This is a genomic window from Yoonia sp. TsM2_T14_4 (assembly GCF_049602355.1).
Classification (GTDB): domain Bacteria; phylum Pseudomonadota; class Alphaproteobacteria; order Rhodobacterales; family Rhodobacteraceae; genus Yoonia; species Yoonia vestfoldensis_A.
In genome coordinates, this window is sequence record NZ_CP187137.1 from 50001 (window position 1) to 76788 (window position 26788).

A 26788-nucleotide genomic window follows, 5' to 3' on the forward strand; every position below is an offset into this window, starting at 1 on the left:
GTAGACTGAATACATAGGTTTACAAAAGCAAACCCGGGGAACTGAAACATCTAAGTACCCGGAGGAAAGGAAATCAACAGATACTCCCCTAGTAGCGGCGAGCGAACGGGGACCAGCCGAGCCATGAATGTGATTAGAATGTGTTGGAAAGCACAACCAGAGTGGGTGACAGTCCCGTATAAGAAGCATGATTGGACGTATTAAGTAGGGCGGAACACGTGAAATTCTGTCTGAACATCGGAGGACCACCTTCGAAGGCTAAGTACTCCTTACTGACCGATAGCGAACCAGTACCGTGAGGGAAAGGTGAAAAGCACCCCGACGAGGGGAGTGAAACAGTACCTGAAACCGAACGCCTACAATCAGTTGGAGGGTCCTTGAGACCTGACAGCGTACCTTTTGTATAATGGGTCATCGACTTAGTGTATCTAGCAAGCTTAAGCCGTTAGGTGTAGGCGCAGCGAAAGCGAGTCTGAATAGGGCGATTGAGTTAGATGCATTAGACCCGAAACCGAGTGATCTAGGCATGTCCAGGATGAAGGTTAGGTAACACTAACTGGAGGTCCGAACCCACACCTGTTGAAAAAGGTCGGGATGAGGTGTGCCTAGGGGTGAAAGGCCAATCAAACTCGGAGATAGCTGGTTCTCTGCGAAATCTATTTAGGTAGAGCGTCGGACGAATACCCTCGGGGGTAGAGCACTGGATGGGTAATGGGGACTCACCGTCTTACTGATCCTAACCAAACTCCGAATACCGAGGAGTAATATCCGGCAGACACACAGCGGGTGCTAACGTCCGTTGTGAAGAGGGAAACAACCCTAACCTACGACTAAGGCCCCTAATTCATGGCTAAGTGGGAAAGCAAGTGGGACGACCAAAACAACCAGGAGGTTGGCTTAGAAGCAGCCATCCTTTAAAGATAGCGTAACAGCTCACTGGTCTAAATAAGTTGTCCTGCGGCGAAGATGTAACGGGGCTCAAGCCATGAGCCGAAGTCTGGGATGCAATTTATTGCATGGTAGCAGAGCGTAGTGTGACATAGTTCCAAGCGTCCTTAATGCCCTTCGGGGTATATTGGACGCAGGGAGCTTTCTGTGAAGCCGGCCTGTGAGGGATCCGGTGGAGAGATCACTAGTGAGAATGATGACATGAGTAGCGACAAAGGGAGTGAGAGACTCCCTCGCCGAAAGTCCAAGGGTTCCTGCTTAAAGCTAATCTGAGCAGGGTAAGCCGACCCCTAAGGCGAGGCCGAAAGGCGTAGTCGATGGGAACCAGGTTAATATTCCTGGGCCAGGAGGATGTGACGGATCTCGAAGGTTGTTTCCCCTTATCGGATTGGGGAGGCCGCTTAGAGGTTCCTGGAAATAGCCCTCCGCTAGATCGTACCCTAAACCGACACAGGTGGACTGGTAGAGAATACCAAGGCGCTTGAGAGAACCACATTTAAGGAACTCGGCAAAATACCTCCGTAAGTTCGCGAGAAGGAGGCCCGTTCAGAAGGCAACTTTTGGGCGGGGGCACAAACCAGGGGGTGGCGACTGTTTACTAAAAACACAGGGCTCTGCGAAGTCGTAAGACGACGTATAGGGTCTGACGCCTGCCCGGTGCCTGAAGGTTAAAAGGAGGAGTGCAAGCTCCGAATTGAAGCCCAGGTAAACGGCGGCCGTAACTATAACGGTCCTAAGGTAGCGAAATTCCTTGTCGGGTAAGTTCCGACCTGCACGAATGGCGTAACGACTTCCCCGCTGTCTCAAATGTGGACTCAGCGAAATTGAATTTCCTGTCAAGATGCAGGATACCCGCGGTTAGACGGAAAGACCCCATGCACCTTTACTATAGCTTCGCATTGGCATCAGGCACGATATGTGCAGGATAGGTGGTAGGCTTTGAAGCAGGGACGCTAGTCCTTGTGGAGCCTCCCTTGAGATACCACCCTTATCTTGCTTGATGTCTAACCGCGGCCCGTTATCCGGGTCCGGGACCCTGCGTGGTGGGTAGTTTGACTGGGGCGGTCGCCTCCCAAATTGTAACGGAGGCGCGCGAAGGTTGGCTCAGAGCGGTCGGAAATCGCTCGTTGAGTGCAATGGCAGAAGCCAGCCTGACTGCGAGACTGACAAGTCGAGCAGAGTCGAAAGACGGCCATAGTGATCCGGTGGTCCCGAGTGGAAGGGCCATCGCTCAACGGATAAAAGGTACGCTGGGGATAACAGGCTGATGGTGCCCAAGAGTCCATATCGACGGCACCGTTTGGCACCTCGATGTCGGCTCATCTCATCCTGGGGCTGGAGCAGGTCCCAAGGGTACGGCTGTTCGCCGTTTAAAGAGGTACGTGAGCTGGGTTTAGAACGTCGTGAGACAGTTCGGTCCCTATCTTCCGTGGGTGTAGGATACTTGAGAAGAGTTGCCCCTAGTACGAGAGGACCGGGGTGAACGATCCACTGGTGGACCTGTTGTCGTGCCAACGGCAGTGCAGGGTAGCTATGATCGGACAGGATAACCGCTGAAGGCATCTAAGCGGGAAGCCCCCTTCAAAACAAGGTATCCCTGAGGGCCGAGGTAGACCACCTCGTCGATAGGCCAGAGATGTAAGCGCAGCAATGCGTTCAGTTGACTGGTACTAATTGCCCGATAGGCTTGATTTGATCCAGTAATAGTAAGACTGGCGAAAATCAGGATACATACACAAAACTACAGTCGTACATGACTTGGAACATAACGGTGTGCCCCTCAAAAGGCACATCGCTGGCGTTGTTTTTTTGGTTTGGTGGTCATAGCGCGAGCAAAACACCCGATCCCATCCCGAACTCGGCAGTTAAGTGCCGCAGCGCTGATGGTACTGCGTCTTAAGACGTGGGAGAGTAAGTCACTGCCAAACCTAATAAACAACGCCTCCTTGGAACACTCCAAGGGTATCTCTCTTACGATGCACCTACCAAAATAGGTGCGCCAAACATTGGCGCGGGATGGAGCAGCCCGGTAGCTCGTCAGGCTCATAACCTGAAGGTCGTAGGTTCAAATCCTACTCCCGCAACCAAAAATATACAATATATCATTACGTTACCACCCACCCTCGGGTGGTTCTTGGCGTTTGAATACCACACTGGACCCGTTGTGGACGCAAGCAAGGCGGCTGAGCGAAGGGCGACGGGCACCCTATGCAAAGAACGTTCAGCTTTGAAATCACCACTGAACACGTCGTCTTCAACACGCTGGCCTCTGCCGATCTCGTCATATGGATCTCGATTTGCCTGAAGGCGCTGGTCTACGCGACCACCGATGGCAGCGGGAAACGCTTTGACCCCGCTTACGCTACGCAGCCTGCCTAGGCGCGAGGCGCAGTCGCTGAAATCGCTTGCGGTAGGCGACACTGATCCGCACCATATTAATCACGACAGATGCCTTGAACACGCCCCAGCCGCGTCAAATGTCCAAGAAAATCGTAGGCGGCCCGAACGGATCAGGCACACGCGGTTTATCGTGATCAGCTTGACCTCCTGACCCCAATGTCGGACGGGGCGGGGCGTTTTGACCCGGGCCGAGGCCTTGCTTGCGCGTTCGCCAAAAAGCGACCCAACGCGTCACATCAACGATCCAGAGGCCAACCCTCAACTCAGAGATACGCGTGTTCAGCCGTTGACCTACCCCTTGTCGTCCCTTGGTCATAAAGAGAGTTCAGAGGGTCGATAATTGTGGCTTTCGGGCTGGGCAAGCGCACCAGATGCACAGCCATCATTTCGTGCAAACACTCCGCAGCGGGCGTCCTGTTGCGGCGATACCTGTGGCCGGGCAGTGGTATCATCCAAGCGCCACAGGCCCAGTTTTCGTTTGGCATCATGCCAGGGGGGCAATCATACCACCGGATTTCTGCTCTTCAGTCTGCAGTTGATGACAAACACGGCGCTGTCAGCTTGCTAAGGCACGCCAACCAGCGCAAGTCAGGAATGACGTTCATCCAGAGCGTCGACATTGCGCTTTATTTCAGGCTCTGATCAGGCAGTTATTTGTTTACAAGATGTCAACTCGGCGTGCCAAAACCACCGCGAGATTTGGAGGGGGATTGAATGGAAGATTTCGATTATATCATCGTGGGGGCGGGCTCTGCAGGCTGCGTGCTGGCCGAGCGGCTGAGCGTTTCAGGACGCCACAAGGTGCTTTTGCTTGAAGCCGGTGGGCGCGGTTGGTCGCCATGGATTGCCTTGCCACTTGGGTACGGCAAAACCTTCTACGATTCTCGGGTAAACTGGAAATACCAGACCGAACCAGAGGACGCGCTGGCCGGACGCAGTGGCTATTGGCCGCGCGGCAAGGTGGTCGGCGGATCTGGGGCCATCAATGCGCTGGTTTACGCGCGCGGATTGCCGCAGGACTTTGAGGATTGGGCGGCAGCTGGGGCGACCGGCTGGGACTGGGACACCGTGCAGCAGACCTATGAGGCGATGGAAACCCGGCGCGGAACTCGCGGCGATCGCCAAGGCCGTGGTCCGCTACATGTCCAAGATGTTTCGGACCAGATCCACCCAGTGAACCGGCATTTCTTTGCCGCGGCAGAAGAACTGGGACTGCCGCGCACCGATAATATCAACGGGAGTGCGTGCGAGGGCGCGGGGGCGTACTTGATCAACACCAGCAAGGGCCGCCGGATGCATTCCGCGCGGGCCTTTCTGAAACCCGCCCTGAAGCGTCCGAATGTCACCCTGATGACTGGCGTTATCGCAGAACGGATCGTCTTTGAGGGCCTGCGGGCTGCGGCAGTGCAAGTGAATAAGGGCGGGCGCAGGCTGACCTTTCGCGCGGGCCGCGAGATTATCCTTTCCGCGGGGGCGGTGACTTCGCCGCGGTTGCTTCAGCTGTCGGGTATCGGCCCGGCGGAGCTGCTCAAGTCGCATGGGATCATGCCGCTGTGCGATGCGCCGCATGTTGGTGGCAACTTGCAGGACCATCTGGGAATAAACTATTATTTCAGGGCCACAGAACCAACATTGAACAATATCCTGCGGCCATTGACTGGCAAGCTGCGGGCAGCGCTGCAATACGCGCTGACAAGGCGCGGGCCGCTGGCGCTATCGGTGAACCAGTGCGGTGGGTATTTCCGCTCGTCGCCGGATCTGGTCGGGCCGGATCAGCAGCTATACTTTAACCCTGTCACTTACACGACAACGCCGCATGGCAAGCGCAGTGTCATTCAGCCAGATCCGTTCGCGGGATTTATCATTGGCTTTCAGCCGTCCCGCCCCACCAGCCGTGGTCGCATTGACATCAGCTCTGCGGATCCGATGGCAGCGCCACGAATCCAGCCCAACTCATTGGCGACCAAAGAAGACAGGGCGCTGGTTGTGGCAGGCGGGCGTCTGTGTCAGCGGTTGATTGAAACCAGCGCATTGCAGGGGTTGGTGGAAACCGCGATGGGCCCGGATTTGCGGGTCATGGACGACGACCAGATTCTGGCGGATTTCCGTGAACGCTCCGGCACCGTTTTTCATCCGGTTGGCACCTGCCGTATGGGGCAAGATGTGCAATCCTCGGTCGTCAACCCACAGCTACAGGTACACGGGGTACAAGGATTGCGGGTCATTGATGCCTCGGTATTTCCGAATCTGACTTCGGGCAACACCAATGCCCCGACCATGATGCTGGCGCATCGCGCGGCGGCGCTTATTTTGGAGGATGCATGAGCACGCCCTACTCGATGTCCGGCGCAGTGCCGGTTTCCAGTGATCGCGGCAAACACGATAGCGGCCCGCGGATTCGCCGGATCGAAACTTTTTGCACGCCGCTGATCGGTTTTGTGCGGGTCACGGCCGAGGACAATTCGACCGGCTGGGGACAAGTGTCCACCTACAGTAGCGACCTGACATGCGAGATCCTGCATCGGCAGGTGGCACCTTGGGCTTTGGGGCGCGGCATGGGTGCGCTTGAGGATGTGATTGCCGAGATTCCGCTCCGAGAGCACAAGTTTCCCGGCACCTATTTGCGTCGGGCGATGGCTGGACTGGACACGGCTGTCTGGGACTGGCGCGGCAAAGCCGTGGGCAAGCCGGTGGCAGAGCTGCTAGGCGGTTCGGTAGGTCCAGTGCGCGCCTATGCGTCCTCGATGCGGCGCGATATCACGCCCCCGGACGAAGCGGTTCGGCTACAAAAACTTCGTGACGAGTGCGGGTTTGATGCCTTCAAGGTGCGTGTTGGTGCAGAATGCGGCCAAGACAAGGACGCATGGGATGGGCGCACGGAAGCCATCATTCCCGCGATCCGCAAGGCCATGGGCCCAGATGCCGCGTTGCTGGTTGACGGGAACTCCGGGTTTGGCATCGTCCGGGCGATCGAGGTGGGCCGGATGCTGGAAGCCAATGGCTACGAACATTTCGAGGAGCCTTGTCCCTATTGGGAATTGGAGCAAACCGCAGAAGTTACTCGTGCGCTGTCAATCGACGTGGCCGGTGGCGAACAAGACTGGGATATCCAGCAGTGGAAGCGCATCGTCGCCATGCGCGCTGTTGATATCATACAGCCCGACATTTTGTATCTGGGGGGGATGATCCGTAGCATGGAGGTGGCCCGCATGGGCCATGCAGCGGGGCTGCCCTGCACACCGCATGCCGCCAATCTGTCGTTGGTCACCCTATTTACCATGCATCTCTTGCGCGCAGTCCCCAATCCCGGGCGCTATCTGGAATTTTCGATCGAAGGTGACGATTACTATCCATGGCAGCGCGACTTGTTCCTCAACGATCCTTACAAGGTCACGTCTGGCCAAGTCGTGGTGAGCGATGCGCCTGGCTGGGGGGCCGAGATCAACCCTGAATGGCTTGCCAAATCCGCCTACAAATGCAGTGAGGATGCATGTTGACACCTGATGGGGGATTAATGCCCATCACGTAAATGGCGCAGTGCCAGTACTGCCAGCAAACCAATCCGCCGATGGCAAAAGCACACCGTCACTTAATCTGTCGGGGGCATCTTGGCTGATGTGAACCGCGCCTGAACCTGCGCAGTGGCTGTTTGCGTTGCTTGGCAGGTCAACGCATCCTTTTGAACAACAGCATTTCTTCGTAGAACCTTTCCATGCGTTCCAGCCGTTCTCGGGTGTCTTGCCAATTGGCGTCCTGAAGCGCTGACAACATGGACTCGACAAGCGCGATGAGCGGGACAATCGTGTCCCATGCGGATGGCACTTCGATCTGCGATGTTAAGATATGACGTGCCACGCCTGCAGTCGGTGAAACCCATTGGTCTGTAAACAGCACGACTTCCATCTGCTGGGCATGTGCAAGTTCCGCAAATTGTTGCACGGATGGTTCATATCTACGGATATCAAACACGACCAGCACGTCACCAGCCGACATATCCAGCAACGCAGGCGGCCATGTATTGGGTTGGCTGGACAGGAGCGTCACATCAGACCGCATCACATGCAGGGCTGTTGTAAAGTATTCGGCAATAGACCGCGTCAACCGCCCCCCGATAAGGTAAACCGAGCGCGATTTATCTGCCAGAAGGTCACGCACGGCATCAAAGGTCCGCAGGTCTTGCTGGCTGAGAGTTTGCCGTAGATTCTCGATCACACGCAGGGCAAAGCGGTTCAGAGGATGGTCAATTTCCAACCTATCTGCCCATTTTTCGTGCTTTGTGATCGGCGATGCCAGTCGTTCGCCCATTTCTTCGTGCAGTTGCGCGCGAAATTCGGGGTAGCCGGAAAACCCGATCTTGCGCACAAACCGCACGACTGTCGGGGCAGAGACGCCCGCATCCTGCGCAATAGTCGCCACTGTGCCCAGCACCGACAAGGGAAAGTTCCCCAGCATATGGCTGGCCAATTGGCGTTCTGCACGGGTCATGGTCGGAATGGCGGCGCGCAACTGGTCTTCGAGCGTTTGAAACTGGGTCATGCGATTCTTCCTGTCGTCATAGCCAATTTGAAACGTTTGTTTCAAAAAAGAAAGAAAGGAAATGTACTTGACGCAAAAATGCAAGGCGGTGCAGCCTTGACGTAACGGAATTTTCAGCCTGCCGAGGATGCAGACGATGACAGGATCAGGGCCAGATTGGGCGGGCAGTGTGATCAGCTGGGATCAATCCGGCGATCAGGCTGAAACCGTGCCTTGCGTGATCCTGATTTGTGAACACGCATCCAATGATGTTGTTATGCCTTGGGTGGATGCTGCACCTGACTTGTTGGCGTCACATGCGGCCAGTGATCTGGGCGCATTGGGCTTGGCCCGCGCGCTGGGCCCGCTGCTGGCGCGCGATCACGGGGGTGCCGAACTGGTCCATGCGCCATTGTCGCGACTGATCTTTGATTTAAATCGCAGCCCCGACCGCCCTGATGCCTGCCCGGCACAATCCGAGCTTTACCCTGTTGTGATGAACCAGAGCATCACCGTTGGCGAAAGGCTGGCGCGGATGGAGAGCGTGTATCTGCCGTTTCACAACCTTGTTCGTGCCCGTATTGCCCGTGCGCTGGCGCTGGGCAGGCGGCCTGTTGTTGTGACGATCCATTCATTTTCGCCAACATGGCACGGCGTTCCACGCGATGTCGAATGCGGGGTGATCCACGATGATCTGCCGGCGCTGGCGCGCCAGATTGTTGCAGAGGCTGATGATCTGGGCCTGTTGACCGCATTGAACGCACCATATTCTGCGGCAGATCATGTCACGCATACCTTGCGCTTGCATGCGCTGCCTTATGGGCTGGAAAATGTGATGCTGGAACTGCGCAATGACCTGATCGCCACACCAAAGGCACAGATGGAAATTGCCACACGTTTGGTCCGTGTGCTGACCCGTGCAATCACACAGGTGACGAGCATGCCATGCCCCGTTTTGTGATGACCTATCTGCATATGGTCGAGGCGCTGAATTATCGCGTCGGGCGGCTTGCGATGTGGAGCCTGTTTGCGCTGATGGGCGTGCTGGCTTGGGGCGCGATAGCGCGTGCGGGGTTCTCGCCACAGATCTGGACCGATGAAATGGCGCAGTTTCTGCTGATGGGGTATTTCATGCTGGGCGGGGCCTATTCATTGCAGATGGGGTCGGCTGTGCGGATGGACCTATTGTATGACCGTTGGTCGGACAAGACCAAGGCGGCGGTGGACTGCATTACGATTTTTACCTTGATCGCATATCTGGGTGTTTTGCTTTGGGGCGGGATCGAAAGCACGCAATTTGCGCTGGAATACGGTGAACGGCGGCGCGGATTGTGGCAGCCTTATATGGCACCGATCAAGATCATCATGTGTTTCGGCATCGTCCTGATGATCCTGCAATGCAGCGCCTTTCTGATCCGGGATATCGCCACCCTGCGGGGCATCAAAATCGCGGAGCATGACACCAATGCCCTATGAAATGATCGCCGCATTGATGTTCGGGTCGATGCTGGCCGTGATGCTGACGGGGCAGCGGATGTTCGGTGTCATCGGCTTTGTTGCTGTCGTTGCGGCGGTGTGGCTTTGGGGTGATCGTGGCGGGCATGATCTGGCCTTTGCACAGACCATCAAGCTGATGAACTGGTTCCCGCTGATGACCCTGCCGATGTTCATTTTCATGGGCTACGTGTTGTCCGAAAGCAAATTGGCTGATGATCTTTACCGGATGTTCCATGTCTGGTTCGGCCCTGTGCCGGGGGGGCTTGCGATCGGGACGATCCTGCTGATGGTGCTGATTTCCGCGATGAACGGGCTTAGCGTGGCTGGCATGGCGATTGGCGCCACGATTGCGTTGCCCGAACTGCTCAAGCGGAATTATGATAAATTGATGGTGACGGGCGTCATTCAGGCGGGGTCTAGCCTTGGGATTCTGGTGCCACCATCGGTGGTGCTGGTGCTTTATGCGATGATCGCACGCCAGCCGGTGACGCATCTTTGGGCGGCGGGACTGGTGCCGGGGCTGATGCTGGCGGTTTTGTTCATCCTCTATATCTGGCTGCGTTGCCGGATGAACCCGGCCCTTGGCCCAGCAATTGACCCTGAGGAATTGGCGCAGGTCACCACGCGTGAAAAATACATGCTGCTGTTGTCGGGGCTGATGCCGTTGGCCATTTTCGCGGTGATGATGGTGCCGTTTGTGCTGGGTTATACACGTCTGGTTGAAAGCGCTGTCGTCGGCGCGATTTCAGCCTTAGCCGTCAGCGTTGCCAAGGGACGCATGACTTGGGCGATACTGGAAACTTGCACAAAGAAAACGCTGGCAATTTCGTGCATGTTTTTGTGGATCATCCTTGCCGCGCTGGCCTTTGGCGCTGTCTTTGACGGGCTGCGCGCGGTGGATTTTGTCCGGCAATTGTTCATGGATAATCTGGGGCTTGGCCGTTGGGAAATCCTGATCCTGATGCAAGTGTCGTTCTTGCTGATGGGAATGTTCCTCGACGATACCGCGATGCTGGTGATTGTCGCGCCACTTTATGTGCCGATCGTGCAGATGCTGGAGTTCAACCTGATTTGGTACGGCGTGCTGTACACGATCACCTGCCAGATTGCCTATATGACGCCACCCTTTGGCTATAATTTGTTTCTGATGCGCGCCATGGCCCCTAACGAGGTTACCTTGACCGAGATTTACCGCTCCATCATTCCCTTTGTGGGCGTGATGATCATCGGGCTGGGGCTTGTGATGGCGTTTCCACAGATCGCGTTATGGCTGCCCAGCGTTCTGTTTCCCTGAATTACGACGAAGAGCGGGCCAACCCGCCGGATTTTCACCCCAACCGGAAGGAAAGATCATGACCACGACAAGACGTAAGTTCCTGACGACAGGTGCCCTTGGCGGTGCCGCTGCGTTAGCCGCCCCTGCGGTTCACGCGCAATCCACCATCCGCTGGCGGCTGCAAACCTACGCCGGCGCATCGCTGGGCGCGCAGGTGGCAAAACCCGCGATTGACATGTTCAATGCCATCGCTGGCGATGAAATGCAGATCGACCTGTTCTATGCTGACCAGCTCGTTCCCACTGGCGAGTTGTTTCAGGCCATGCAACGCGGCACCATCGACGCCGTGCAATCGGATGATGACAGCATGGCATCGCCCACTGAAGTCACGGTGTTCGGCGGCTATTTCCCGTTTGCCAGCCGTTACAGCCTTGATGTGCCGGCCTTGTTTAACAATTGGGGCCTGAATGAAATCTGGGGCGAAGAATATGCAAAGGTCGGCGTGAAACACATCTCTGCCGGATCATGGGACCCTTGCCACTTCATCACGTCAACGCCGATCACATCGCTGGCGGATTTGCAGGGCAAGCGTGTATTCACCTTCCCGACAGCTGGTCGGTTCTTGTCACAATTCGGCGTCGTGCCGGTCACTGTGCCTTGGGAGGATGTTGAAATCGCGCTGCAAACCCGCGAAATCGACGGCGTGGCATGGTGTGGCATCACTGAAGCGCACGAGGTTGGCTGGGCCGATGTCACATCACATTTCTTGACCAATAACATTTCGGGCGCGTGGATCGGGCATTTCTTTTCCAACATGGAACGTTGGAACGAATTGCCGCCGCATCTGCAGGTGCTGATGACCACCTGTTTCGAGCAATCGCATTACTATCGCCAGCATTGGTACTGGGCAGGCGAAGCCCGTCTGCGCACCGAAAGCAAAAAGCTGGAACTGACATCCATTCCCGACGCTGAATGGGCCACGGTCGAGACTGCGGCGCGTGCATTCTGGGAAGAAATCGCAGCGGAATCTGAAACCAAAGCCAAGGTGGTCGACATTTTCCGCAACTATAATGCCGCGATGGATCAGGCCGGACGGCCGTATCGGTATTCGTAATCCAGCAGGATGGGGGTTCGCCCCCATCCCCTTTTCAAGCATAGAATAAAGAGGCAATCACCATGGCGGGACTGATGACGCTGGCGGATTTACGCGCAGCCTTTGACGCGGGCGAGATTGACACCGTCATGGTCGCTGCACCTGATATGCAGGGCCGTCTGGTTGGCAAGCGGTTCCACGCCGCGCATTTTCTGGATTCGGGCTATCAAGAAACCCATTGCTGCAACTACCTGTTCGCCACCGATATGGAGATGGTGACAGTGGCAGGCTATGCCTCGACCTCCTGGGCAAAAGGCTATGGCGATTATGTGATGAAGCCTGATCTTTCCACCCTGCGCCGTGTGCCATGGCTGCCCGGCACGGCGCTGGTGCTGTGCGACATGCTGGACCATCACACGCATCAGGAAATCGCCATTTCCCCCCGCGCGATCCTGAAACGGCAGGTCGCCCGCGCACAGGCGCTGGGCTATCAGCCGATGGCCGCGACGGAACTGGAGTTCTATATTTTCGAACAAAGCTATGACGCCCTGCGCGATGGCGGCACCGATCACCTGACGCCCGTGTCCGCCTATAACGAAGATTACCACCTGTTCCAGACCACCAAGGAAGAACCGCTGATGCGTGCCTTGCGCAACGGGCTTTATGGCGCGGGCATCCCTGTCGAGAATTCGAAGGGAGAGGCAGAAGCAGGGCAGGAAGAAATCAACATCCGCTATGACGCGATGGTCACGACAGCGGATTTCCATGTCATCACCAAACAGGCGACCAAGGAAATCGCGCATGCCTTGGGCAAATCCGTGACCTTCATGGCGAAATACGACCACCGGCGCGCGGGATCGTCCAGCCATGTGCATCAATCGCTCTGGACGTTGGACGGTGCGCCTGCCTTTCTGGACAAGGACGCCGAATACGGCATGTCAGCGCTGATGCGGCAGTATATGGCGGGGCAACTGGCACACGCGCGCGAGATTACGGCGCTGCTGGCACCTTATGTGAACAGCTACAAACGGTTCTGCGTCGGCATGTTTGCCCCGACGAAAGCGGTTTGGTCGCTTGATAACCGCACCGCCGGTTTCCGCGTTTGTGGCGACGGCACCAAGGCTGTGCGCGTCGAATGTCGGATCGGGGGCGCGGACCTGAACCCCTATCTGGCCTGTGCGGCCTTGCTCGCCGCCGGTCTGGCAGGGATCGAAGGCAAGATGGACCTCGAACCCGAAATGCAGGGCGACAGCTATCGCAAGGCCGATGCGCGCGAGATACCGAAAACCTTGCGCGAATCTGCGGATCTGCTGCAAGGCTCTGCCATGCTGCGTGCGGCCTTTGGCGATGATGTGGTGGATCATTACACCCGCGCCGCAAGGTGGGAGATTGAAGAACATGACCGTGTCGTCACCGATTTCGAACGACAGCGGTTGCTGGAACGGGGCTAGGCCCGGACCACACATACAGGAGCTTTGATGACAACGATCAGTTTGATTTCACCCGTGGACGGGTCGGTTTATGCCGAACGCACGGCACTGCCCTTGGCTGATGCGCAAGCCGCGGTCGCGCGCGCGCGCAAGGCGCAAGGCGCTTGGGCCGGGCTGCCTTTGGACACGCGGATCGCCACGGTGATGGCGGGAATTACCGCGCTCGAGGGGATGGCTGCTGAAATCGTGCCGGAACTGGCATGGCAGATGGGCCGCCCGGTGCGCTATGGCGGCGAATTTGGCGGGGTGCGCGAACGTGCGGCTTACATGGCGGGGATCGCGTCGGATGTGCTGGCTGACGAACTGGTCGAAGACAGTGACAAATTCACCCGCTTGATTGCGCGCCAGGCCCAAGGCGTGGTGTTCGTTATTGCGCCATGGAACTATCCGTTTCTGACTGCCGTCAATACCATTGTTCCCGCCCTGATCGCGGGCAATGCCGTGGTGCTGAAACATGCCAGCCAGACCTTGCTCGCGGGCGAACGTCTGGCGCAGGCGTTCCATGCCGCAGGCGTGCCGCAGGATGTGTTCCAGAACCTCGTGCTCGACCATGCCACGACCGAAGCGCTGATCGCGGAACGGTCTTTCGATTTCATCAACTTCACCGGTTCTGTCGGCGGGGGCCGCGCGATTGAAAAGGCCGCCGCTGGCACCTTTAGTGGCACGGGGCTGGAACTGGGCGGCAAAGACCCCGGTTATGTCCGCGCAGACGCGGATCTGGTCGCCGCTGTTGACGGCCTGATGGACGGGGCGATGTTCAATTCCGGCCAATGCTGCTGCGGGATCGAACGGATCTATGTGCATGAGAGCCTTTATGATGCTTTCGTCGAAAAGGCCGTCGCTTGGGTGCGCGCCCAGCGCCTTGGCAATCCGCTGGATCAGGACACAACGATGGGGCCGATGGCGCATAAACGCTTCGCCGCCATCGTGCGCGATCAGGTGGCCGAGGCTGTCGCCCAAGGCGCCCATGCGCTGATTGATCCAGCCGAATTCCCCGCCGATGATGGTGGTGCATATCTCGCCCCGCAAATCCTGACCCATGTCACCCATGACATGCGTGTGATGCGCGAGGAAAGTTTTGGCCCCGTCGTCGGCATCATGCCCGTCAAGGATGATGCCGAGGCGATCCGCCTGATGAACGATTGCGCCTATGGGCTGACCGCATCAATCTGGACCAATGACGCAGCCGCCGCCCGTAGGATCGGTGACCAAATCCAGACCGGCACCGTGCTGATGAACCGCTGCGATTATCTAGACCCGGCGCTCTGCTGGACTGGCTGCAAGGATACCGGACGCGGTGCCGCCCTATCTGCCCTTGGCTATCTGGCGCTGACCCGTGCCAAATCATACCACCTGAAAAAGGCCTGAAACATGACATTGACTGCGAACTGGAGCTATCCGACCACGATCAAATTCGGGGTAGGCCGGATTTCCGAACTGCCTGCGCTATGCAAAGGCGCAGGTATAACGCGGCCTTTACTGGTCACTGACAAGGCGCTGGCCAGCCTACCGATCACGGCGCAGGCACTGGACCTGCTCGACGCGGCAGGGTTGGGCCGTGCGGTGTTTTCCGAAGTCGATGCCAACCCGACCGAAGCGAACATGCAGGCCGGCCTGATTGTTTACCGCGCGGGTGGCCATGACGGTGTGGTGGCCTTTGGTGGTGGGTCGGCGCTGGACCTTGGTAAAATGATCGCGCTGATGGTGGACCAACCCGTCAGCGTCTGGGATCTGGAAGATATCGGCGACTGGTGGACCCGCGCCAACCCCGACACGATTGCGCCGATCATCGCCGTGCCCACGACCGCAGGCACCGGATCAGAGGTTGGGCGCGCCGGTGTGCTGACCGACAGCGCGACGCATCGCAAAAAAATCATCTTCCACCCCAAGCTGATGCCGGTGGTCACGTTGTGCGATCCGGCCCTCACCGTCGGCATGCCCGCCTTTATTACGGCGGGTACCGGCATGGACGCGCTTGCGCATTGTCTAGAGGCGTATTGCAGCCCGCATTATCACCCGATGAGCCAGGGGATTGCCTTGGAAGGCATGCGACTGGTGCTGGAAAACCTGCCGCGTGCCTATGCCGTTCCAGATGACCTTGATGCACGGGCCAACATGATGTCGGCAGCCGCGATGGGCGCTGTTGCGTTTCAGAAAGGGCTAGGCGCAATCCACAGCCTGAGCCACCCGATCGGCGCAGTTTACAACACCCATCACGGCACGACGAACGCTGTTGTCATGCCGATGGTGCTGGATTTCAACCGTGCCGAGATCGAGGTTCGGATCGACCGCGCCGCCGCTTACCTTGGCATCGCGGGCGGATTTGACGGGTTTTATGCGCATGTGATGGACTTGCGCGCCAGCCTGTCGATTCCCGCGAACCTGACTGCACTGGGTGTCGAGGCGGCAAGGCTGGACGAGTTGACCGAAATGGCGCTGCTTGATCCGTCTTGCGGTGGCAATCCTGTCGCAATGACCCGCGAAAATACCCGTGCGTTATTCGGGGCCTGCATGTAAAGCAGCACGCCATTCTGCCAATACGGCTTGCCTGCATCTGCCGCGGTGTCAGGGGCGCGCAATGCAGCGCGCCCCCGGCATTCAGATATCGAACCGCAGGGGTTTGACCTGTTTGAACTTGCCCGTGCCTTCCAGCTCGGCAACCGCCTTGGCTGGCAGAGGCTCGTCGAGATAGAGCAGTGCTATTGCCTCGCCTTTCGCCTCGGCGCGGCCAAGAGTGAAGTTGGCGATGTTCACGCTGTTCGTGCCCAGAATGCTGCCCAACACCCCAATAATGCCCGGCACGTCATTATTTGTGGTATAAACCATGTTTTCACCCACTTCGGCATCGATATTGATGCCCTTGATCTGAATAAAGCGCGGTTTGCCATCGTTGAACACGGTTCCCGCGATCGAACGTTCACGGCTCTCAGTCACCACGGTGACCTTGATGTAGCCTTCAAATGCACCGGATTGGTCCTGCTTGGTGGTCGAAATCTTGACCCCACGTTCCTTGGCGATCACGGGTGCGGAAACCATGTTCACGTCTGGATTTGTCGCCTTCATGATGCCCGCAACGGACGAAGCGGTCAGCGCCTTGAGGTTCATTTCAGAGGCCGTACCATCGAACAGGATGTTGATTGCCATAATCGGTTCATCCGTCATCTGGCCGATGAAATTGCCCAAATGACCGGACAATTTGATCCATGGCCCCATGATCTTGGCTTCTTCCGCCGTTACGGACGGCATGTTCAGCGCGTTGCTGACGGCCCCCGTCAACAGGTAATCTGACATCTGTTCTGCAACCTGCAGGGCCACATTTTCCTGTGCTTCGGTGGTCGCGGCCCCAAGATGGGGCGTTACGACGACATTGGGCAGGTTGAACAGCGGGCTGTCGGTGGCGGGTTCCACGGCGAACACGTCAAAGGCCGCACCTGCGACATGGCCGGATTTCAGCGCATCGGCCAAAGCGTCTTCGTCAACCAGACCGCCACGGGCGCAGTTGATGATCCGCACACCCTGTTTCAGCTTGGCAATATTTTCGCGCGACAGGATATTGCGGGTCTGGTCGGTCAGCGGCACGTGCATGGTGATGAAATCAGCGCGCGCCAGCAGATCGTCCAGCTCGACTTTCTCGACACCGATTTCGGTCGCGCGGTCCTCGGACAGGAAGGGGTCATAAGCGATAACCTTCATCCGCAGACCCAAGGCACGGTCGATCACGATGGACCCGATATTGCCCGCACCGATCACGCCAAGCGTTTTCGCAGTCAGTTCCACGCCCATAAAGCGGGACTTTTCCCATTTGCCGGCATGGGTGGATGCGTTCGCCTCGGGAATTTGACGGGCCACGGCCATCATCAGCGAAATCGCATGTTCGGCGGTGGTGATCGAATTGCCAAAGGGCGTGTTCATCACGATGATGCCCTTTTTGGATGCCGCAGGGATATCGACGTTATCGACACCGATACCAGCACGGCCGATCACCTTCAGATTGGTGGCCGCAGCGATGATCTTTTCGGTCGCCTTTGTGGCGGACCGGATCGCAAGACCGTCATAGTTGCCGATGATTTCGAGCAACTTTTCCTTGTCTTTGCCAAGGTTCGGTTGGAAATCGACGTCAATGCCGCGATCTTTGAAGATCTGCACAGCCGCTTCGGACAGTTCGTCGGAGATGAGTACTTTGGGTGCCATGATGGGCGCTCCTTAAAATATGGGTATCCGCGCCCCGGACGTGATCCGGGGCCTCTGGTGGAGGTCCCGGGTCAAGCCCGGGACGGGGTCATTGGTGTGAAATCTCGGTCTGATATGCCCAGTCCAGCCAAGGCAGCATCGCCTCGATATCCGATGTTTCCACCGTCGCGCCGCACCAGATCCGCAGACCGGCAGGCGCGTCACGGTAGGCTCCGATATCCAGTGCGATGTTCTCCGCCTCCAGCCGTTTTGCGACAGCCTTGGCAAAGGCTTCGCCATCAGTGATGCGTGGATCGGTGAATTTCAGGCAAACAGATGTGTTCGACCGTGTCACCGGATCAACGGCCAGATTGTCGATCCACGAATGATCGGCACAGAAATTCCAGATCGCGCGCGCATTGGCATTGGCGCGGTGGATCAACGCGTCAAGCCCGCCGATGGACCGGCCCCATTTCAGCGCGACAAGATAATCTTCAACCGCCAGCATCGAGGGCGTGTTGATCGTCTCGCCTTTGAAAATGCCTTCGATCAGCTTGCCTTTGGATGTCAGGCGGAAAATCTTGGGCAAGGGCCAAGCGGGCGTATAGCTTTCCAGCCGTTCCACCGCGCGCGGGCTTAGGATCAGCATCCCATGCGCGCCTTCGCCGCCCATCACCTTTTGCCAGCTGAACGTGGTCACATCGAGCTTGTCCCAAGGCAGATCCTGCGCAAAGGCGGCCGATGTCGCATCGCACAAGGTCAGGCCCGCACGGTCAGCAGGGATCATGTCGCCATGTGGCATCCGCACGCCCGAAGTCGTGCCGTTCCATGTAAAACAGACGTCATGATCGTAATTCAACGCCGCCATATCGACGATTTCGCCGTAAGGGGCTTCATGCACGGTGGCATCGATTTTCAATTGTTTGACCACATCGGTCACCCAACCGGCACCAAAGCTTTCCCATGCGACCATTTCGACAGGGCGCGCGCCCAGCATGGTCCACATCGCCATTTCATACGCACCGGTATCCGATGCAGGCACGATCCCAATGCGGTAATCGGCAGGCACGCCAAGGATTTCACGGGTCAGGTCAATCGCCTCGGCGAGTTTGGATTTGCCAATGGCGGCACGATGCGACCGGCCCAAAGGGGCGTCGCGCAGGGCATCCAGTTTCCAGACGGGGGGTTTGGCACAGGGGCCGGACGAAAAACGCGGGTTTGCCGGCCGCGCTGCCGGTTTGGTCGTAACCATTTCTGGTATCCTCTCAGATAATCGCCCTTCGTTGGGGAAGGGTGTCCCACCGCCGCTGTTAGAGTGTGGCGCGGACTTTCACAATCTGCAAAATGCAGCTAGACCGCCGCTTGACCCACTTTTTGCGACATCGCTGTCGCCGATCGGAAACTACGCCTTGAAGGAAAAGATCATGTTCACCGCAACTTTGCTGACCAATCCCGTAAGCCGTGGTCTTGACCCGGCTTTGGTCGAGAATTTGCGCAACGCATGGGGCGGTGCTGACGCGGTCTGGCTTGCCCCTGACGAGGCAGCTGAATTTGCCATTCCTGTCATGCCATCCAACTGTTGGGATATCTGGGCTGACCTGCAGGATCACGGCGTCGATATGGTGATCCAGCCTGCCGCCAACCGCCGCAAAAAGATGCTGCTGGCCGATATGGACAGCACGATGATCCAGCAGGAATGTATCGACGAACTGGCCGATGAGGCAGGTGTCGGCGCGCATGTCGCAGGCATCACCGCGCGTGCCATGAACGGCGAGCTGGATTTTGAAGCGGCCCTGATCGAACGCGTCGGCCTCTTGCGCGATCTGCCAGAGGCGGTGATCGCGCAGGTGCTGGCCAGCCGGATCACCTATATGCCGGGGGGGGCTGTGCTGGTTGCCACGATGAAGGCGCAGGGTGCTTATGCCGCGCTGGTGTCGGGGGGCTTCACCGCCTTTACCGCGCAGGTCGCGGCCCGTTTGGGTTTCGACGAGAACCGTGCCAACACTCTGCTGGTGGCGGATGGCAGGCTGACAGGCGATGTGGCGCGCCCGATCCTGGGCAAGGCGGCCAAGGTTGCCGCGCTGGAAGACATCACCGCGCGGCTTGGCATCACCGCGGCTGACGTACTGGCGGTGGGCGACGGGGCCAATGATCTGGGCATGCTGTCGCGCGCCGGGGCAGGTGTGGCCTTGCACGCAAAACCCGCCGTGCAGGCGCAATGCGATATCCGCATCAACCACGGTGATCTGACGGCGTTGCTGTATCTGCAAGGCTATGGTCGGGATGATTTTGTCGGCTGACGCCCCTTGTGCTGGGCCATGTCTTTCCGCCAGATAGCGGGATGAAAAAGCCATTGCACCCCGCCACCATCGCCGCCCATGCCGCAGGCGCGCTTGACCCGCAATCAGGGGGGGTCGTGCCTGCCTTGCAGCCGTCAACGACATTCCTGCGTGACAAAAGCTATGCGCTGGTCCGCCCTGACAACATCTATTCGCGCGACAATTCCGACAATATGCGCCAGGCCGAGGCGGTGATCCGCGCGCTGGAAAATGCGCAAGATACGCTGCTGTTTCCATCTGGCATGGCCGCGATTGCCGCCGTGTTCCGCGCTTTGCCCAATCGGGCTAGCGCGATTGTCCAATCAGGCATCTATTGGGGCACCACCGCATGGGTGCGTGACTTCTGCGCGCGCCGCGAGATTACCCTGATCGAAGCCCCCGCCGCCGATCTGATCCCGACCTGCCAGGCGCACCCCGCCGATCTGGTGCTGATCGAAACGCCGTCAAACCCGTGGTTGCTGACCGTAGATATCGCCGCCGTCAAACAGGCGACAAAGGGCATTCTGCTGGTCGATGGCACCGCCGCCACGCCGGTCCTGACCCGTGCGCTCGATCATGGGGCCGATATTGTGATGCATTCCGCGACCAAGGCGATCAACGGGCATTCCGATGTGCTGGCAGGGGTTCTATCCACCGCCGCCCCCGAAAGGGACGTCTGGCAGGCGATCAAGGCGGACCGCAAGATGGCGGGTGCGATCCTTGGCCCGTTCGAGGCGTGGTTGCTGACCCGCGCCATGCGCACCCTGCCTTTGCGGGTCGAACGGATGTCGCAGAACGCGCTGGCGCTGGCGCAGCATCTGATGGCGCATGACGCGGTCGCGGATGTGTTTTATCCGGGTCTGCCACACCACCAAGGCCATGACATCGCCTTGCGTCAGATGCAGGGCGGGTTCGGCAGCCTGTTGTCGGTGCTGGTCAAGGGCGGGCGCGCGGATGCGCTTCGCGTGACGGGCAAGCTGGAATTATTCCTGCGGGCCACGTCACTGGGCGGTGTCGAAAGTCTGGTGGAACACCGGCACACGATCGAGCCGCATACCGGTATTCCGGAAAACCTGATCCGTGTCAGCACAGGGATCGAACATATCAACGATCTGATTGCTGACTGGGATCAGGCGCTGGCTTAATCCTCGACCGGGCCGCCCGCGTCTTTCCAGTCGCCGATGCCGCCAACGTTGATGACATTGGGATAACCCATGTCTTTCAGCGTTTTGCCGGCAAGGGCCGCTTGTCCACCTAGACCGCAGACAAGGTAATAGGTTCTGTCCTTGTCAAAGAACGGCTTGTGAAATTTTGACGTTGGATCGGCGGCAAATTCGATAAAGCCGCGCGCCACGCGTTCTGCGCCTTTGATCGTGCCCGAATTGGCAATGTCGCTGCTATCACGCACGTCGATAAAGACACCGGCCCCTTCGGCATGTTTGGCGATAGCGTCCTTGCTGGTGATGCGGGTGACGACGGCATTCGCTTCGTCAAGATAATCCTGAGCTGTCTTCATGATAATATCCTAGCTGTTAATGACGTTGAAAAAATGCCCGGGCACAAGGCCCGGGCAAGTCCAACAGGGAGGGTGGTGATATAACCCGATCACCGGCGGGGTTCTTAGGAAACGAGCCTGTAGCCGCCTTGTTCCGTCACCAGCAAACGCGCGTTGGACGGATCGGGTTCGATTTTTTGGCGCAGACGGTAGATATGCGTCTCTAGTGTATGTGTTGTGACACCCGCGTTATAGCCCCAGACCTCGTGCAGCAGCACGTCGCGGGCAACCACGCCGTCGGTCGCGCGGTAGAGGTACTTGAGGATGTTCGTCTCTTTTTCCGTCAGGCGCACCTTTTTGTCATCCTCGGTGATCAGCATCTTTTGCGCGGGCTTGAACGTGTATGGCCCTAGCTGAAAGATCGCGTCTTCGGATTGTTCATGCGTGCGCAGCTGGCTGCGGATCCGCGCCAGAAGCACGGGGAACTTGAACGGTTTGCTGACGTAATCATTGGCACCTGCATCAAGCCCAAGGATGGTATCGGCATCGCTGTCTTGTGCGGTCAACATGATGATCGGGCATTTGACGCCCTGCTTGCGCAGACGGCGGCACAATTCGCGGCCATCGGTGTCCGGCAGACCGACATCAAGGATCATCAGGTCGTACAGACCTTCCTTGGTCTTGACGATGGCGCTGGCCCCGTCATCCGCTTCGAACACGTCGAAATCTTCGGTCATCAACAATTGTTCGCCCAGCGCCTCGCGCAGGTCGTCATCGTCGTCCACCAGCAGAATCTTTTTGAGTTGGGCCATTACAGTCTCCATCATTACATCATGGATTTGTGAACAGATACGGATCAAACAAGATTTCCCGCCGATGGTTCACACGGACGTGTCATCAGGCGGGGTTTTGTTTCACTTTGCGCGAAAACGGGCTATCAGGTGAAACAATTGACAGGTGCCCGATGACAGGATTTTCCCCCGATATCACCGAACGGCTGGCGCGCGCGCGGGCTGATCTGCGCATGGGCGTGCCTGTGGTGCTGGATGGCGGGGCTGTCATGCTGGCGGCGGAAACGCTGGATGCCGATAGGCTGGCGCATCTGCGCACCTTGGGCGGCGCGCCTGTGCTGGCAATCACAAGCTGGCGGGCGCAAACGCTCAAAGCCCGCGCCTATGACGGTGATCTGGCGCGGATCGCATTGCCGCTGGATGTGGGCCTGTCGTGGGTCCGGTCCGTCGCTGACCCCGCCGATGACCTGCGCGCCCCGATGAAAGGGCCGCTGCGCAGCATCCGCGATGGCAACGCTGACTTGCACCGCGCGGCAATTGCGCTGACCAAGGCTGCACGGCTGTTGCCGGCCGCTTTGGTGCTGGCGATTGATGATGCGCATGGTTTTGCCAAAGCGTACGACCTGACCCTGATCCCGGGGGCTGCCGCACTTGACCTCACGCTCAGCCCGCTGCGCCCCGTCATCAGCGCCCGCCTGCCGCTGGAGGTGTCCGAGGCGGGCCGCTTGCACATCTTCCGCCCCGACGACGGGGCCGAGGAACATTACGCCGTCGAAATCGGCCAGCCCGACCGGTCGCAGCCCGTGCTGTCGCGGCTGCATTCGGCCTGTTTCACCGGCGATCTGCTGGGGTCGCTGAAATGCGACTGCGGCCCGCAATTGCGCGGTGCGCTGGCGCAGATGGGGGCGACAGGGGCAGGGGTGCTCCTTTACCTTAATCAGGAAGGGCGCGGGATTGGGCTGGCCAACAAGATGCGCGCCTATTCGTTGCAGGATCAAGGCTTCGACACGGTCGAAGCGAATCACCGTCTGGGGTTCGAGGACGATGAACGCGATTTCCGCATCGGCGCGGAGATTTTGAAAAAGATGGGTTTTAGTGCCGTGCGCCTGCTGACGAACAACCCCGCCAAGGTCGCTCGGATGGAAAGCTGCGGGATCGCAGTCGTCGAACGTGTCCCGCTCAAAGTTGGGGAAAATTCGCACAATCATGGCTATCTGGCGACCAAGGCCGCCAAGTCAGGGCATTTATTGTAGGGGATGGTTCGACCAGCATCCACCAGCGGCATCATTTCACAGCTGAACGCTTTTACCACTGGCTATCCTGCCTGATCCTTGGCTAATCATCCCCCATGAAACCAACCGATCTTGTTCTGACCCCCACTCACCTACGGTTTTTGAATCGTCGCTTTCCCCGTACCATCGGGCATGGGGGCGTCGTGAAGCGTAAGAAAGAAGGCGATGGTGCCACTCCCATCGGCACGCACCGCCTTGTCGGTATGCTCTACCGGTCCGACCGGATGACGCGGCCTGCGGATTGGGCGCTGCCGATCAAGCCCTTTGATCTGTGGTCTGATGATATACGCGACCCCGATTACAACATGATGGTGCGCGCACCGCACCCCTATCGCCACGAACGCTTGCGCCGTGCCGATCCGATGTATGACCTTGTTATCCTGACCGACTGGAACTGGCCCTATGCGGTCAAAGGGCGGGGGTCTGCCATTTTCATCCACCAATGGCGGGGGCCGGGGCGGCCCACGGCGGGCTGCATCGGGCTGCGCCGTGACCATCTGCGCTGGATCGCGGCCCGTATCCGGCACGAAACACGGCTTGTTATCGCATAACCGCTGGACCTTGTGGCGATCTGTGGTCAAAGAAACAGGAGCAGCCCATGAAACACCAAGGCCCTTTCATGACCATCGACGAAATCGCCAATCTTCCCTATCGGCCCTGCGTCGGCGTCATGCTGATCAATCCGCGCGGCCATGTCTTTGTGGGCCAGCGTCTTGATCGCGACACCGACGCCTGGCAGATGCCGCAAGGGGGCGTCGATCCGGGCGAGAATACCCGCACCGCCGCCCTGCGCGAGCTGGAAGAAGAAACCGGCATCACCCCGAACCTTGTCAGTATCGAGGCGGAAACAGCAGGGCTGATCCCCTATGACCTGCCTGTCGCATTGGTGCCGCATATCTGGAAAGGGCGCTATCGCGGGCAGGAACAGAAATGGTTCCTGATGCGGTTTCACGGGCAGGACAGCCAGATCAATCTGCAAACCGCCCATCCCGAATTTTCCGCATGGAAATGGGTGCCACCCGCCGATCTGGTTGCGGGGATCGTGCCGTTCAAACGGGCGGTCTATGAACAGGTGCTGGCCGAATTCGCCGCCAAGCTTTAATCGCGCAAGGCATGGCGCCCTTCCCATCTTCCGAGCCTAAATATCCTCGCCGAAGGCATAAATGTCCTTCGGCGCGACACTTCACATGCGGGTGCGCTTGACCTTGCGGGCGATCTTGGCGGCCTTTGCCTTGGCACCGGCCTGTTTACGGCGCACAGGCTTGCCGCGGGTCACGCTTGGGCCGCGCGGCATCGTCCGTTCATCCAGCGTCAGCAGCTCGACAGTCAGCCCGCCGGTCACGGGGGCCGCCTCGATCAATTTCACGGTGACGCGCTGACCAAGGCGGATCAGCGTGCCGCTGTCCGACCCCATCAGCGTCTGGCTGTCGGCATCATAATGGAAATATTCGCGCCCCAAGGTGCGGATCGGGATCATGCCGTCGGCACCGGTTTCATCGAGTTTCACAAAGACGCCAAACTTGGCGATCCCGCTGATCCGGCCGCCCATTTCCACCCCGATCCGGTCTGACAGGAATGCCGCCAGATAACGGTCGGTCGTGTCGCGCTCAGCGGACATTGACCGGCGTTCGGTGTCGGAAATCTTTTGCGCGGTATCGCCAAGGTTCTCGACATCCCAGGGCGACAGCCCGTCCTTGCCCCAGCCATGGGCGGCAATCAGCGCGCGATGCACGATCAGGTCGGAATAGCGCCGAATGGGCGAGGTGAAATGCGCATAAGACCGCAGGGCCAGCCCGAAATGGCCCAAATTGTCAGGGCTGTAATAGGCCTGCGTCATCGACCGCAGGGTCGCCATATTGATCAGTTCGGATTGTTCAGTCTCGCGCGCGGCAATCAACAGCCGGTTCAGATGCGCGGTTTTCAGCACCTGGCCCTTGGCGAGCACCAGCCCCGATGCCTGCGCGACGTCACGCAGGGCGTCCAGCTTGTCGGGGTTGGGTTCTTCATGCACGCGGAACAGTAGGGGCGATTTTTTGGCGATCAGCGTTTCGGCGGCGGCGACATTGGCCAGCACCATGAATTCCTCGATCAGCCGGTGCGCATCCAGCCGTTCCTTGAACTGGACCGATGTGACCTTGCCATCGTCATTGAGGATGATCTGGCGTTCCGGCAGGTCCAGCTCCAGCGGCTGGCGCAGCGCGCGGGCTTTGACCAAGGCGGCATAGGCAGCATAGATCGGGCGGATGATGTCCTGCATCAACGGTGCGGTCTTGTCGTTCGGCTGCCCGTCGATGGCGTCCTGAACCTCTTCGTAATTCAGCGAGGCCACGGATTTCATCAGCCCGCGATGAAATTCATGCCCGATCTTCTGCCCCTGCGCGTCGATCCGCATCGCCACAGCGATACAGGCGCGGTCCACGCCTTCGTGCAAGGAACACAGATCGCCCGACAACCGGTCTGGCAGCATCGGCACCACGCGGTCGGGGAAATAGGTGGAATTGCCGCGCTTGCGCGCCTCGTTGTCCAGCGCAGTGTTGGGTTTTACATAGGCCGCGACATCGGCGATGGCGACCCAGATGATGAAACCTCCCGCGTTTGCAGGGTCTTCATCCGCTTCGACAAAGCAGGCATCGTCATGGTCGCGCGCATCCCACGGGTCGATCGTGATCAAGGGCAGATCGCGCAGGTCCTTGCGGCCTTTGACGCCCACGGGTTTGGCGGCATCGGCCTCGGCCACCGCGTCATCGGGGAAATGGTCGGGGATTCCGTGCTGGTGGATCGCGATCAGTGATACGGCGCGGGGGGCGGTGGGGTCACCCAGACGCGCGACAATGCGCGCTTTGGGCAGGCCGAGCCGCCCTTTCGGTCCGGCCTGTTCGGCCTCGACCAATTCGCCGTCCTTGGCGCCGCCCGTCGCTCCGGCGGGGACGACCCATTGTTTGTCTGCACCCTTGTCGATGGGTAGCACGCGCCCGCCTTCGGACCCGGCACGGAACACGCCCAAAATCCGCATCGGATTGGTGCCGATCCGGCGGATCATGCGCGCGGTATGGGTGTGATCCTCGGTCTTGTCCAAGGTCAGACGCCCCAGAATCCGGTCGCCCGCCCCCAGCGCGGGATCGCTGGAGCGCAGGAGCATCAGCACGCGGGGTTCCGGCCCCTGGCCTGTCCATTCCAGCGGGCGGGCGAACAGGTCACCATCCGCATCGGGGGCCAAAATCTCCAGCACGGCGACCGGCGGCAGATCTTCAGCATCGCGATAGGAGGACCGGCGCTTGGTCAGCTTACCCGCCTCTTCCAGTTCCTTGAGGATGCGCTTGAGGTCAATCCGCGCCGCTCCCTTGATCCCGAACGCGCGCGCGATGTCGCGCTTGGCGGTCTGGGTGGGGTTGTCGGCGATGAAGGCGAGGATTTCGGATTTCGAAGGGATCTGTGTCATCCCGCTGCCCTAGCATGGTGCAGGCAGGGCGTCATCACATTTACCTGTAAGGTGGATTCAAATC

The 26788-nt window shown here is 58.7% G+C and carries 21 protein-coding genes, 1 tRNA gene and 2 rRNA genes (1 of these 24 running past the window's edge); 18 read left to right on the forward strand and 6 right to left on the reverse strand.

The window, feature by feature from the left end:
* From ACPF9B_RS00230 to ACPF9B_RS00255, 6 genes are all read left to right on the forward strand, one after another.
* Positions 1–2643: ribosomal RNA gene (locus ACPF9B_RS00230) — 23S ribosomal RNA — on the forward strand; it begins 191 nt to the left of the window's first position.
* Between the two features lie 118 nt (positions 2644–2761).
* Positions 2762–2876, forward strand: a 5S ribosomal RNA gene (rrf, locus tag ACPF9B_RS00235).
* Positions 2877–2958: 82 nt separating this feature from the next.
* Positions 2959–3035 (forward strand) — tRNA-Met (locus tag ACPF9B_RS00240).
* A gap of 121 nt (positions 3036–3156) precedes the next feature.
* Positions 3157–3327, forward strand: coding sequence for a hypothetical protein (locus ACPF9B_RS00245; RefSeq protein WP_424178406.1), 171 nt, complete (start codon positions 3157–3159; stop codon positions 3325–3327).
* A 735-nt stretch (positions 3328–4062) separates the two neighbouring features.
* A complete protein-coding gene (locus ACPF9B_RS00250; RefSeq protein ID WP_424178408.1) occupies positions 4063–5673 on the forward strand; it encodes a GMC family oxidoreductase in 1611 nt (536 codons plus the stop codon).
* Complete coding sequence (locus ACPF9B_RS00255; protein ID WP_424178410.1) at positions 5670–6845, forward strand: mandelate racemase/muconate lactonizing enzyme family protein; 1176 nt, start codon at positions 5670–5672, stop codon at positions 6843–6845. Before ACPF9B_RS00250 ends, ACPF9B_RS00255 begins: the two co-directional genes overlap by 4 nt.
* Positions 6846–7014: 169 nt before the next feature.
* On the opposite strand, the gene ACPF9B_RS00260 is transcribed toward ACPF9B_RS00255, so the two are convergent.
* Entirely contained in the window at positions 7015–7884 is an 870-nt protein-coding gene (locus ACPF9B_RS00260) for a MurR/RpiR family transcriptional regulator (RefSeq protein WP_424178412.1), read from the reverse strand.
* A 136-nt stretch (positions 7885–8020) separates the two neighbouring features.
* On the opposite strand from ACPF9B_RS00260, the gene ACPF9B_RS00265 reads away from it, so the two are divergent.
* The 7 genes from ACPF9B_RS00265 (at position 8021) to ACPF9B_RS00295 (ending at position 15736) form a co-directional block, all read left to right on the forward strand.
* On the forward strand, positions 8021–8824 hold the full coding sequence (locus ACPF9B_RS00265; protein WP_424178414.1) for an N-formylglutamate amidohydrolase: 804 nt from the start codon (positions 8021–8023) through the stop codon (positions 8822–8824).
* Entirely contained in the window at positions 8809–9339 is a 531-nt protein-coding gene (locus ACPF9B_RS00270) for a TRAP transporter small permease subunit (protein WP_424178416.1), read from the forward strand. The genes ACPF9B_RS00265 and ACPF9B_RS00270 overlap by 16 nt, the downstream gene beginning before the upstream one ends.
* A complete protein-coding gene (locus tag ACPF9B_RS00275; protein ID WP_007206014.1) occupies positions 9329–10654 on the forward strand; it encodes a TRAP transporter large permease in 1326 nt (441 codons plus the stop codon). The genes ACPF9B_RS00270 and ACPF9B_RS00275 overlap by 11 nt, the downstream gene beginning before the upstream one ends.
* A 58-nt stretch (positions 10655–10712) precedes the next feature.
* A complete protein-coding gene (locus ACPF9B_RS00280; RefSeq protein ID WP_007206013.1) occupies positions 10713–11750 on the forward strand; it encodes a TRAP transporter substrate-binding protein in 1038 nt (345 codons plus the stop codon).
* Between the two features lie 62 nt (positions 11751–11812).
* Positions 11813–13180: a glutamine synthetase family protein gene (locus ACPF9B_RS00285; RefSeq protein ID WP_424178418.1), complete on the forward strand. Its 1368-nt coding sequence runs from the start codon at positions 11813–11815 to the stop codon at positions 13178–13180.
* Between the two features lie 27 nt (positions 13181–13207).
* The gene (locus tag ACPF9B_RS00290; RefSeq protein ID WP_424178420.1) at positions 13208–14587 is read left to right on the forward strand and encodes an aldehyde dehydrogenase family protein; all 1380 of its coding nucleotides are present in this window, start codon (positions 13208–13210) and stop codon (positions 14585–14587) included.
* A gap of 3 nt (positions 14588–14590) precedes the next feature.
* On the forward strand, positions 14591–15736 hold the full coding sequence (locus ACPF9B_RS00295; protein ID WP_424178422.1) for an iron-containing alcohol dehydrogenase: 1146 nt from the start codon (positions 14591–14593) through the stop codon (positions 15734–15736).
* Between the two features lie 81 nt (positions 15737–15817).
* On the opposite strand, the gene serA is transcribed toward ACPF9B_RS00295, so the two are convergent.
* Both serA and ACPF9B_RS00305 read right to left on the reverse strand, forming a co-directional pair.
* A complete protein-coding gene (serA, locus tag ACPF9B_RS00300) occupies positions 15818–17410 on the reverse strand; it encodes a phosphoglycerate dehydrogenase (RefSeq protein ID WP_424178424.1) in 1593 nt (530 codons plus the stop codon).
* A gap of 88 nt (positions 17411–17498) precedes the next feature.
* A complete protein-coding gene (locus ACPF9B_RS00305; RefSeq protein ID WP_424178427.1) occupies positions 17499–18641 on the reverse strand; it encodes a phosphoserine transaminase in 1143 nt (380 codons plus the stop codon).
* A 172-nt stretch (positions 18642–18813) separates the two neighbouring features.
* On the opposite strand from ACPF9B_RS00305, the gene serB reads away from it, so the two are divergent.
* Positions 18814–19689: a phosphoserine phosphatase SerB gene (gene serB, locus ACPF9B_RS00310; RefSeq protein ID WP_040482908.1), complete on the forward strand. Its 876-nt coding sequence runs from the start codon at positions 18814–18816 to the stop codon at positions 19687–19689.
* Positions 19690–19730: 41 nt separating this feature from the next.
* Complete coding sequence (locus ACPF9B_RS00315; protein ID WP_424178429.1) at positions 19731–20852, forward strand: trans-sulfuration enzyme family protein; 1122 nt, start codon at positions 19731–19733, stop codon at positions 20850–20852.
* Here ACPF9B_RS00315 and ACPF9B_RS00320 read toward each other — a convergent pair.
* A complete protein-coding gene (locus tag ACPF9B_RS00320) occupies positions 20849–21223 on the reverse strand; it encodes a rhodanese-like domain-containing protein (protein ID WP_007206005.1) in 375 nt (124 codons plus the stop codon). The two genes, ACPF9B_RS00315 and ACPF9B_RS00320, sit on opposite strands and share 4 nt — an antisense overlap.
* Before the next feature lie 104 nt (positions 21224–21327).
* On the reverse strand, positions 21328–22014 hold the full coding sequence (locus tag ACPF9B_RS00325; RefSeq protein ID WP_213393883.1) for a response regulator transcription factor: 687 nt from the start codon (positions 22012–22014) through the stop codon (positions 21328–21330).
* 152 nt (positions 22015–22166) lie between these two features.
* On the opposite strand from ACPF9B_RS00325, the gene ribA reads away from it, so the two are divergent.
* The 3 genes from ribA to ACPF9B_RS00340 all read left to right on the forward strand — a co-directional run bounded on the left by ribA (position 22167) and on the right by ACPF9B_RS00340 (position 24387).
* Positions 22167–23246, forward strand: a complete 1080-nt coding sequence (gene ribA / locus ACPF9B_RS00330; protein ID WP_007206003.1) for a GTP cyclohydrolase II — start codon at positions 22167–22169, stop codon at positions 23244–23246.
* Between the two features lie 95 nt (positions 23247–23341).
* Positions 23342–23836, forward strand: coding sequence for a L,D-transpeptidase family protein (locus tag ACPF9B_RS00335; RefSeq protein ID WP_007206002.1), 495 nt, complete (start codon positions 23342–23344; stop codon positions 23834–23836).
* A gap of 47 nt (positions 23837–23883) precedes the next feature.
* Positions 23884–24387 carry an RNA pyrophosphohydrolase gene (locus tag ACPF9B_RS00340; protein WP_007206001.1) on the forward strand — a complete coding sequence of 168 codons (504 nt, stop codon included), beginning with the start codon at positions 23884–23886 and terminating at the stop codon, positions 24385–24387.
* A gap of 81 nt (positions 24388–24468) precedes the next feature.
* Here ACPF9B_RS00340 and rnr read toward each other — a convergent pair whose 3' ends face one another.
* Positions 24469–26724: a ribonuclease R gene (gene rnr / locus ACPF9B_RS00345; RefSeq protein WP_424178433.1), complete on the reverse strand. Its 2256-nt coding sequence runs from the start codon at positions 26722–26724 to the stop codon at positions 24469–24471.
* Positions 26725–26788: the final 64 nt, after the last annotated feature.

Bases quoted from the DNA above. Each gene is read 5' to 3' on its own strand.
- ribA (WP_007206003.1), top strand. From the start codon at position 22,167: ATGACAGGATTTTCCCCCGATATCACCGAACGGCTGGCGCGCGCGCGG.
- ACPF9B_RS00265 (WP_424178414.1), top strand. From the start codon at position 8,021: ATGACAGGATCAGGGCCAGATTGGGCGGGCAGTGTGATCAGCTGGGAT.
- ACPF9B_RS00320 (WP_007206005.1), bottom strand. From the start codon at position 21,223: ATGAAGACAGCTCAGGATTATCTTGACGAAGCGAATGCCGTCGTCACC.
- ACPF9B_RS00340 (WP_007206001.1), top strand. From the start codon at position 23,884: ATGAAACACCAAGGCCCTTTCATGACCATCGACGAAATCGCCAATCTT.
- ACPF9B_RS00275 (WP_007206014.1), top strand. From the start codon at position 9,329: ATGCCCTATGAAATGATCGCCGCATTGATGTTCGGGTCGATGCTGGCC.
- ACPF9B_RS00335 (WP_007206002.1), top strand. From the start codon at position 23,342: ATGAAACCAACCGATCTTGTTCTGACCCCCACTCACCTACGGTTTTTG.
- ACPF9B_RS00305 (WP_424178427.1), bottom strand. From the start codon at position 18,641: ATGGTTACGACCAAACCGGCAGCGCGGCCGGCAAACCCGCGTTTTTCG.
- serA (WP_424178424.1), bottom strand. From the start codon at position 17,410: ATGGCACCCAAAGTACTCATCTCCGACGAACTGTCCGAAGCGGCTGTG.
- ACPF9B_RS00315 (WP_424178429.1), top strand. From the start codon at position 19,731: ATGAAAAAGCCATTGCACCCCGCCACCATCGCCGCCCATGCCGCAGGC.
- ACPF9B_RS00270 (WP_424178416.1), top strand. From the start codon at position 8,809: ATGCCCCGTTTTGTGATGACCTATCTGCATATGGTCGAGGCGCTGAAT.
- ACPF9B_RS00280 (WP_007206013.1), top strand. From the start codon at position 10,713: ATGACCACGACAAGACGTAAGTTCCTGACGACAGGTGCCCTTGGCGGT.
- ACPF9B_RS00295 (WP_424178422.1), top strand. From the start codon at position 14,591: ATGACATTGACTGCGAACTGGAGCTATCCGACCACGATCAAATTCGGG.
- ACPF9B_RS00260 (WP_424178412.1), bottom strand. From the start codon at position 7,884: ATGACCCAGTTTCAAACGCTCGAAGACCAGTTGCGCGCCGCCATTCCG.
- serB (WP_040482908.1), top strand. From the start codon at position 18,814: ATGTTCACCGCAACTTTGCTGACCAATCCCGTAAGCCGTGGTCTTGAC.
- ACPF9B_RS00325 (WP_213393883.1), bottom strand. From the start codon at position 22,014: ATGGCCCAACTCAAAAAGATTCTGCTGGTGGACGACGATGACGACCTG.
- ACPF9B_RS00250 (WP_424178408.1), top strand. From the start codon at position 4,063: ATGGAAGATTTCGATTATATCATCGTGGGGGCGGGCTCTGCAGGCTGC.
- ACPF9B_RS00285 (WP_424178418.1), top strand. From the start codon at position 11,813: ATGGCGGGACTGATGACGCTGGCGGATTTACGCGCAGCCTTTGACGCG.
- ACPF9B_RS00245 (WP_424178406.1), top strand. From the start codon at position 3,157: ATGCAAAGAACGTTCAGCTTTGAAATCACCACTGAACACGTCGTCTTC.
- ACPF9B_RS00255 (WP_424178410.1), top strand. From the start codon at position 5,670: ATGAGCACGCCCTACTCGATGTCCGGCGCAGTGCCGGTTTCCAGTGAT.
- ACPF9B_RS00290 (WP_424178420.1), top strand. From the start codon at position 13,208: ATGACAACGATCAGTTTGATTTCACCCGTGGACGGGTCGGTTTATGCC.
- rnr (WP_424178433.1), bottom strand. From the start codon at position 26,724: ATGACACAGATCCCTTCGAAATCCGAAATCCTCGCCTTCATCGCCGAC.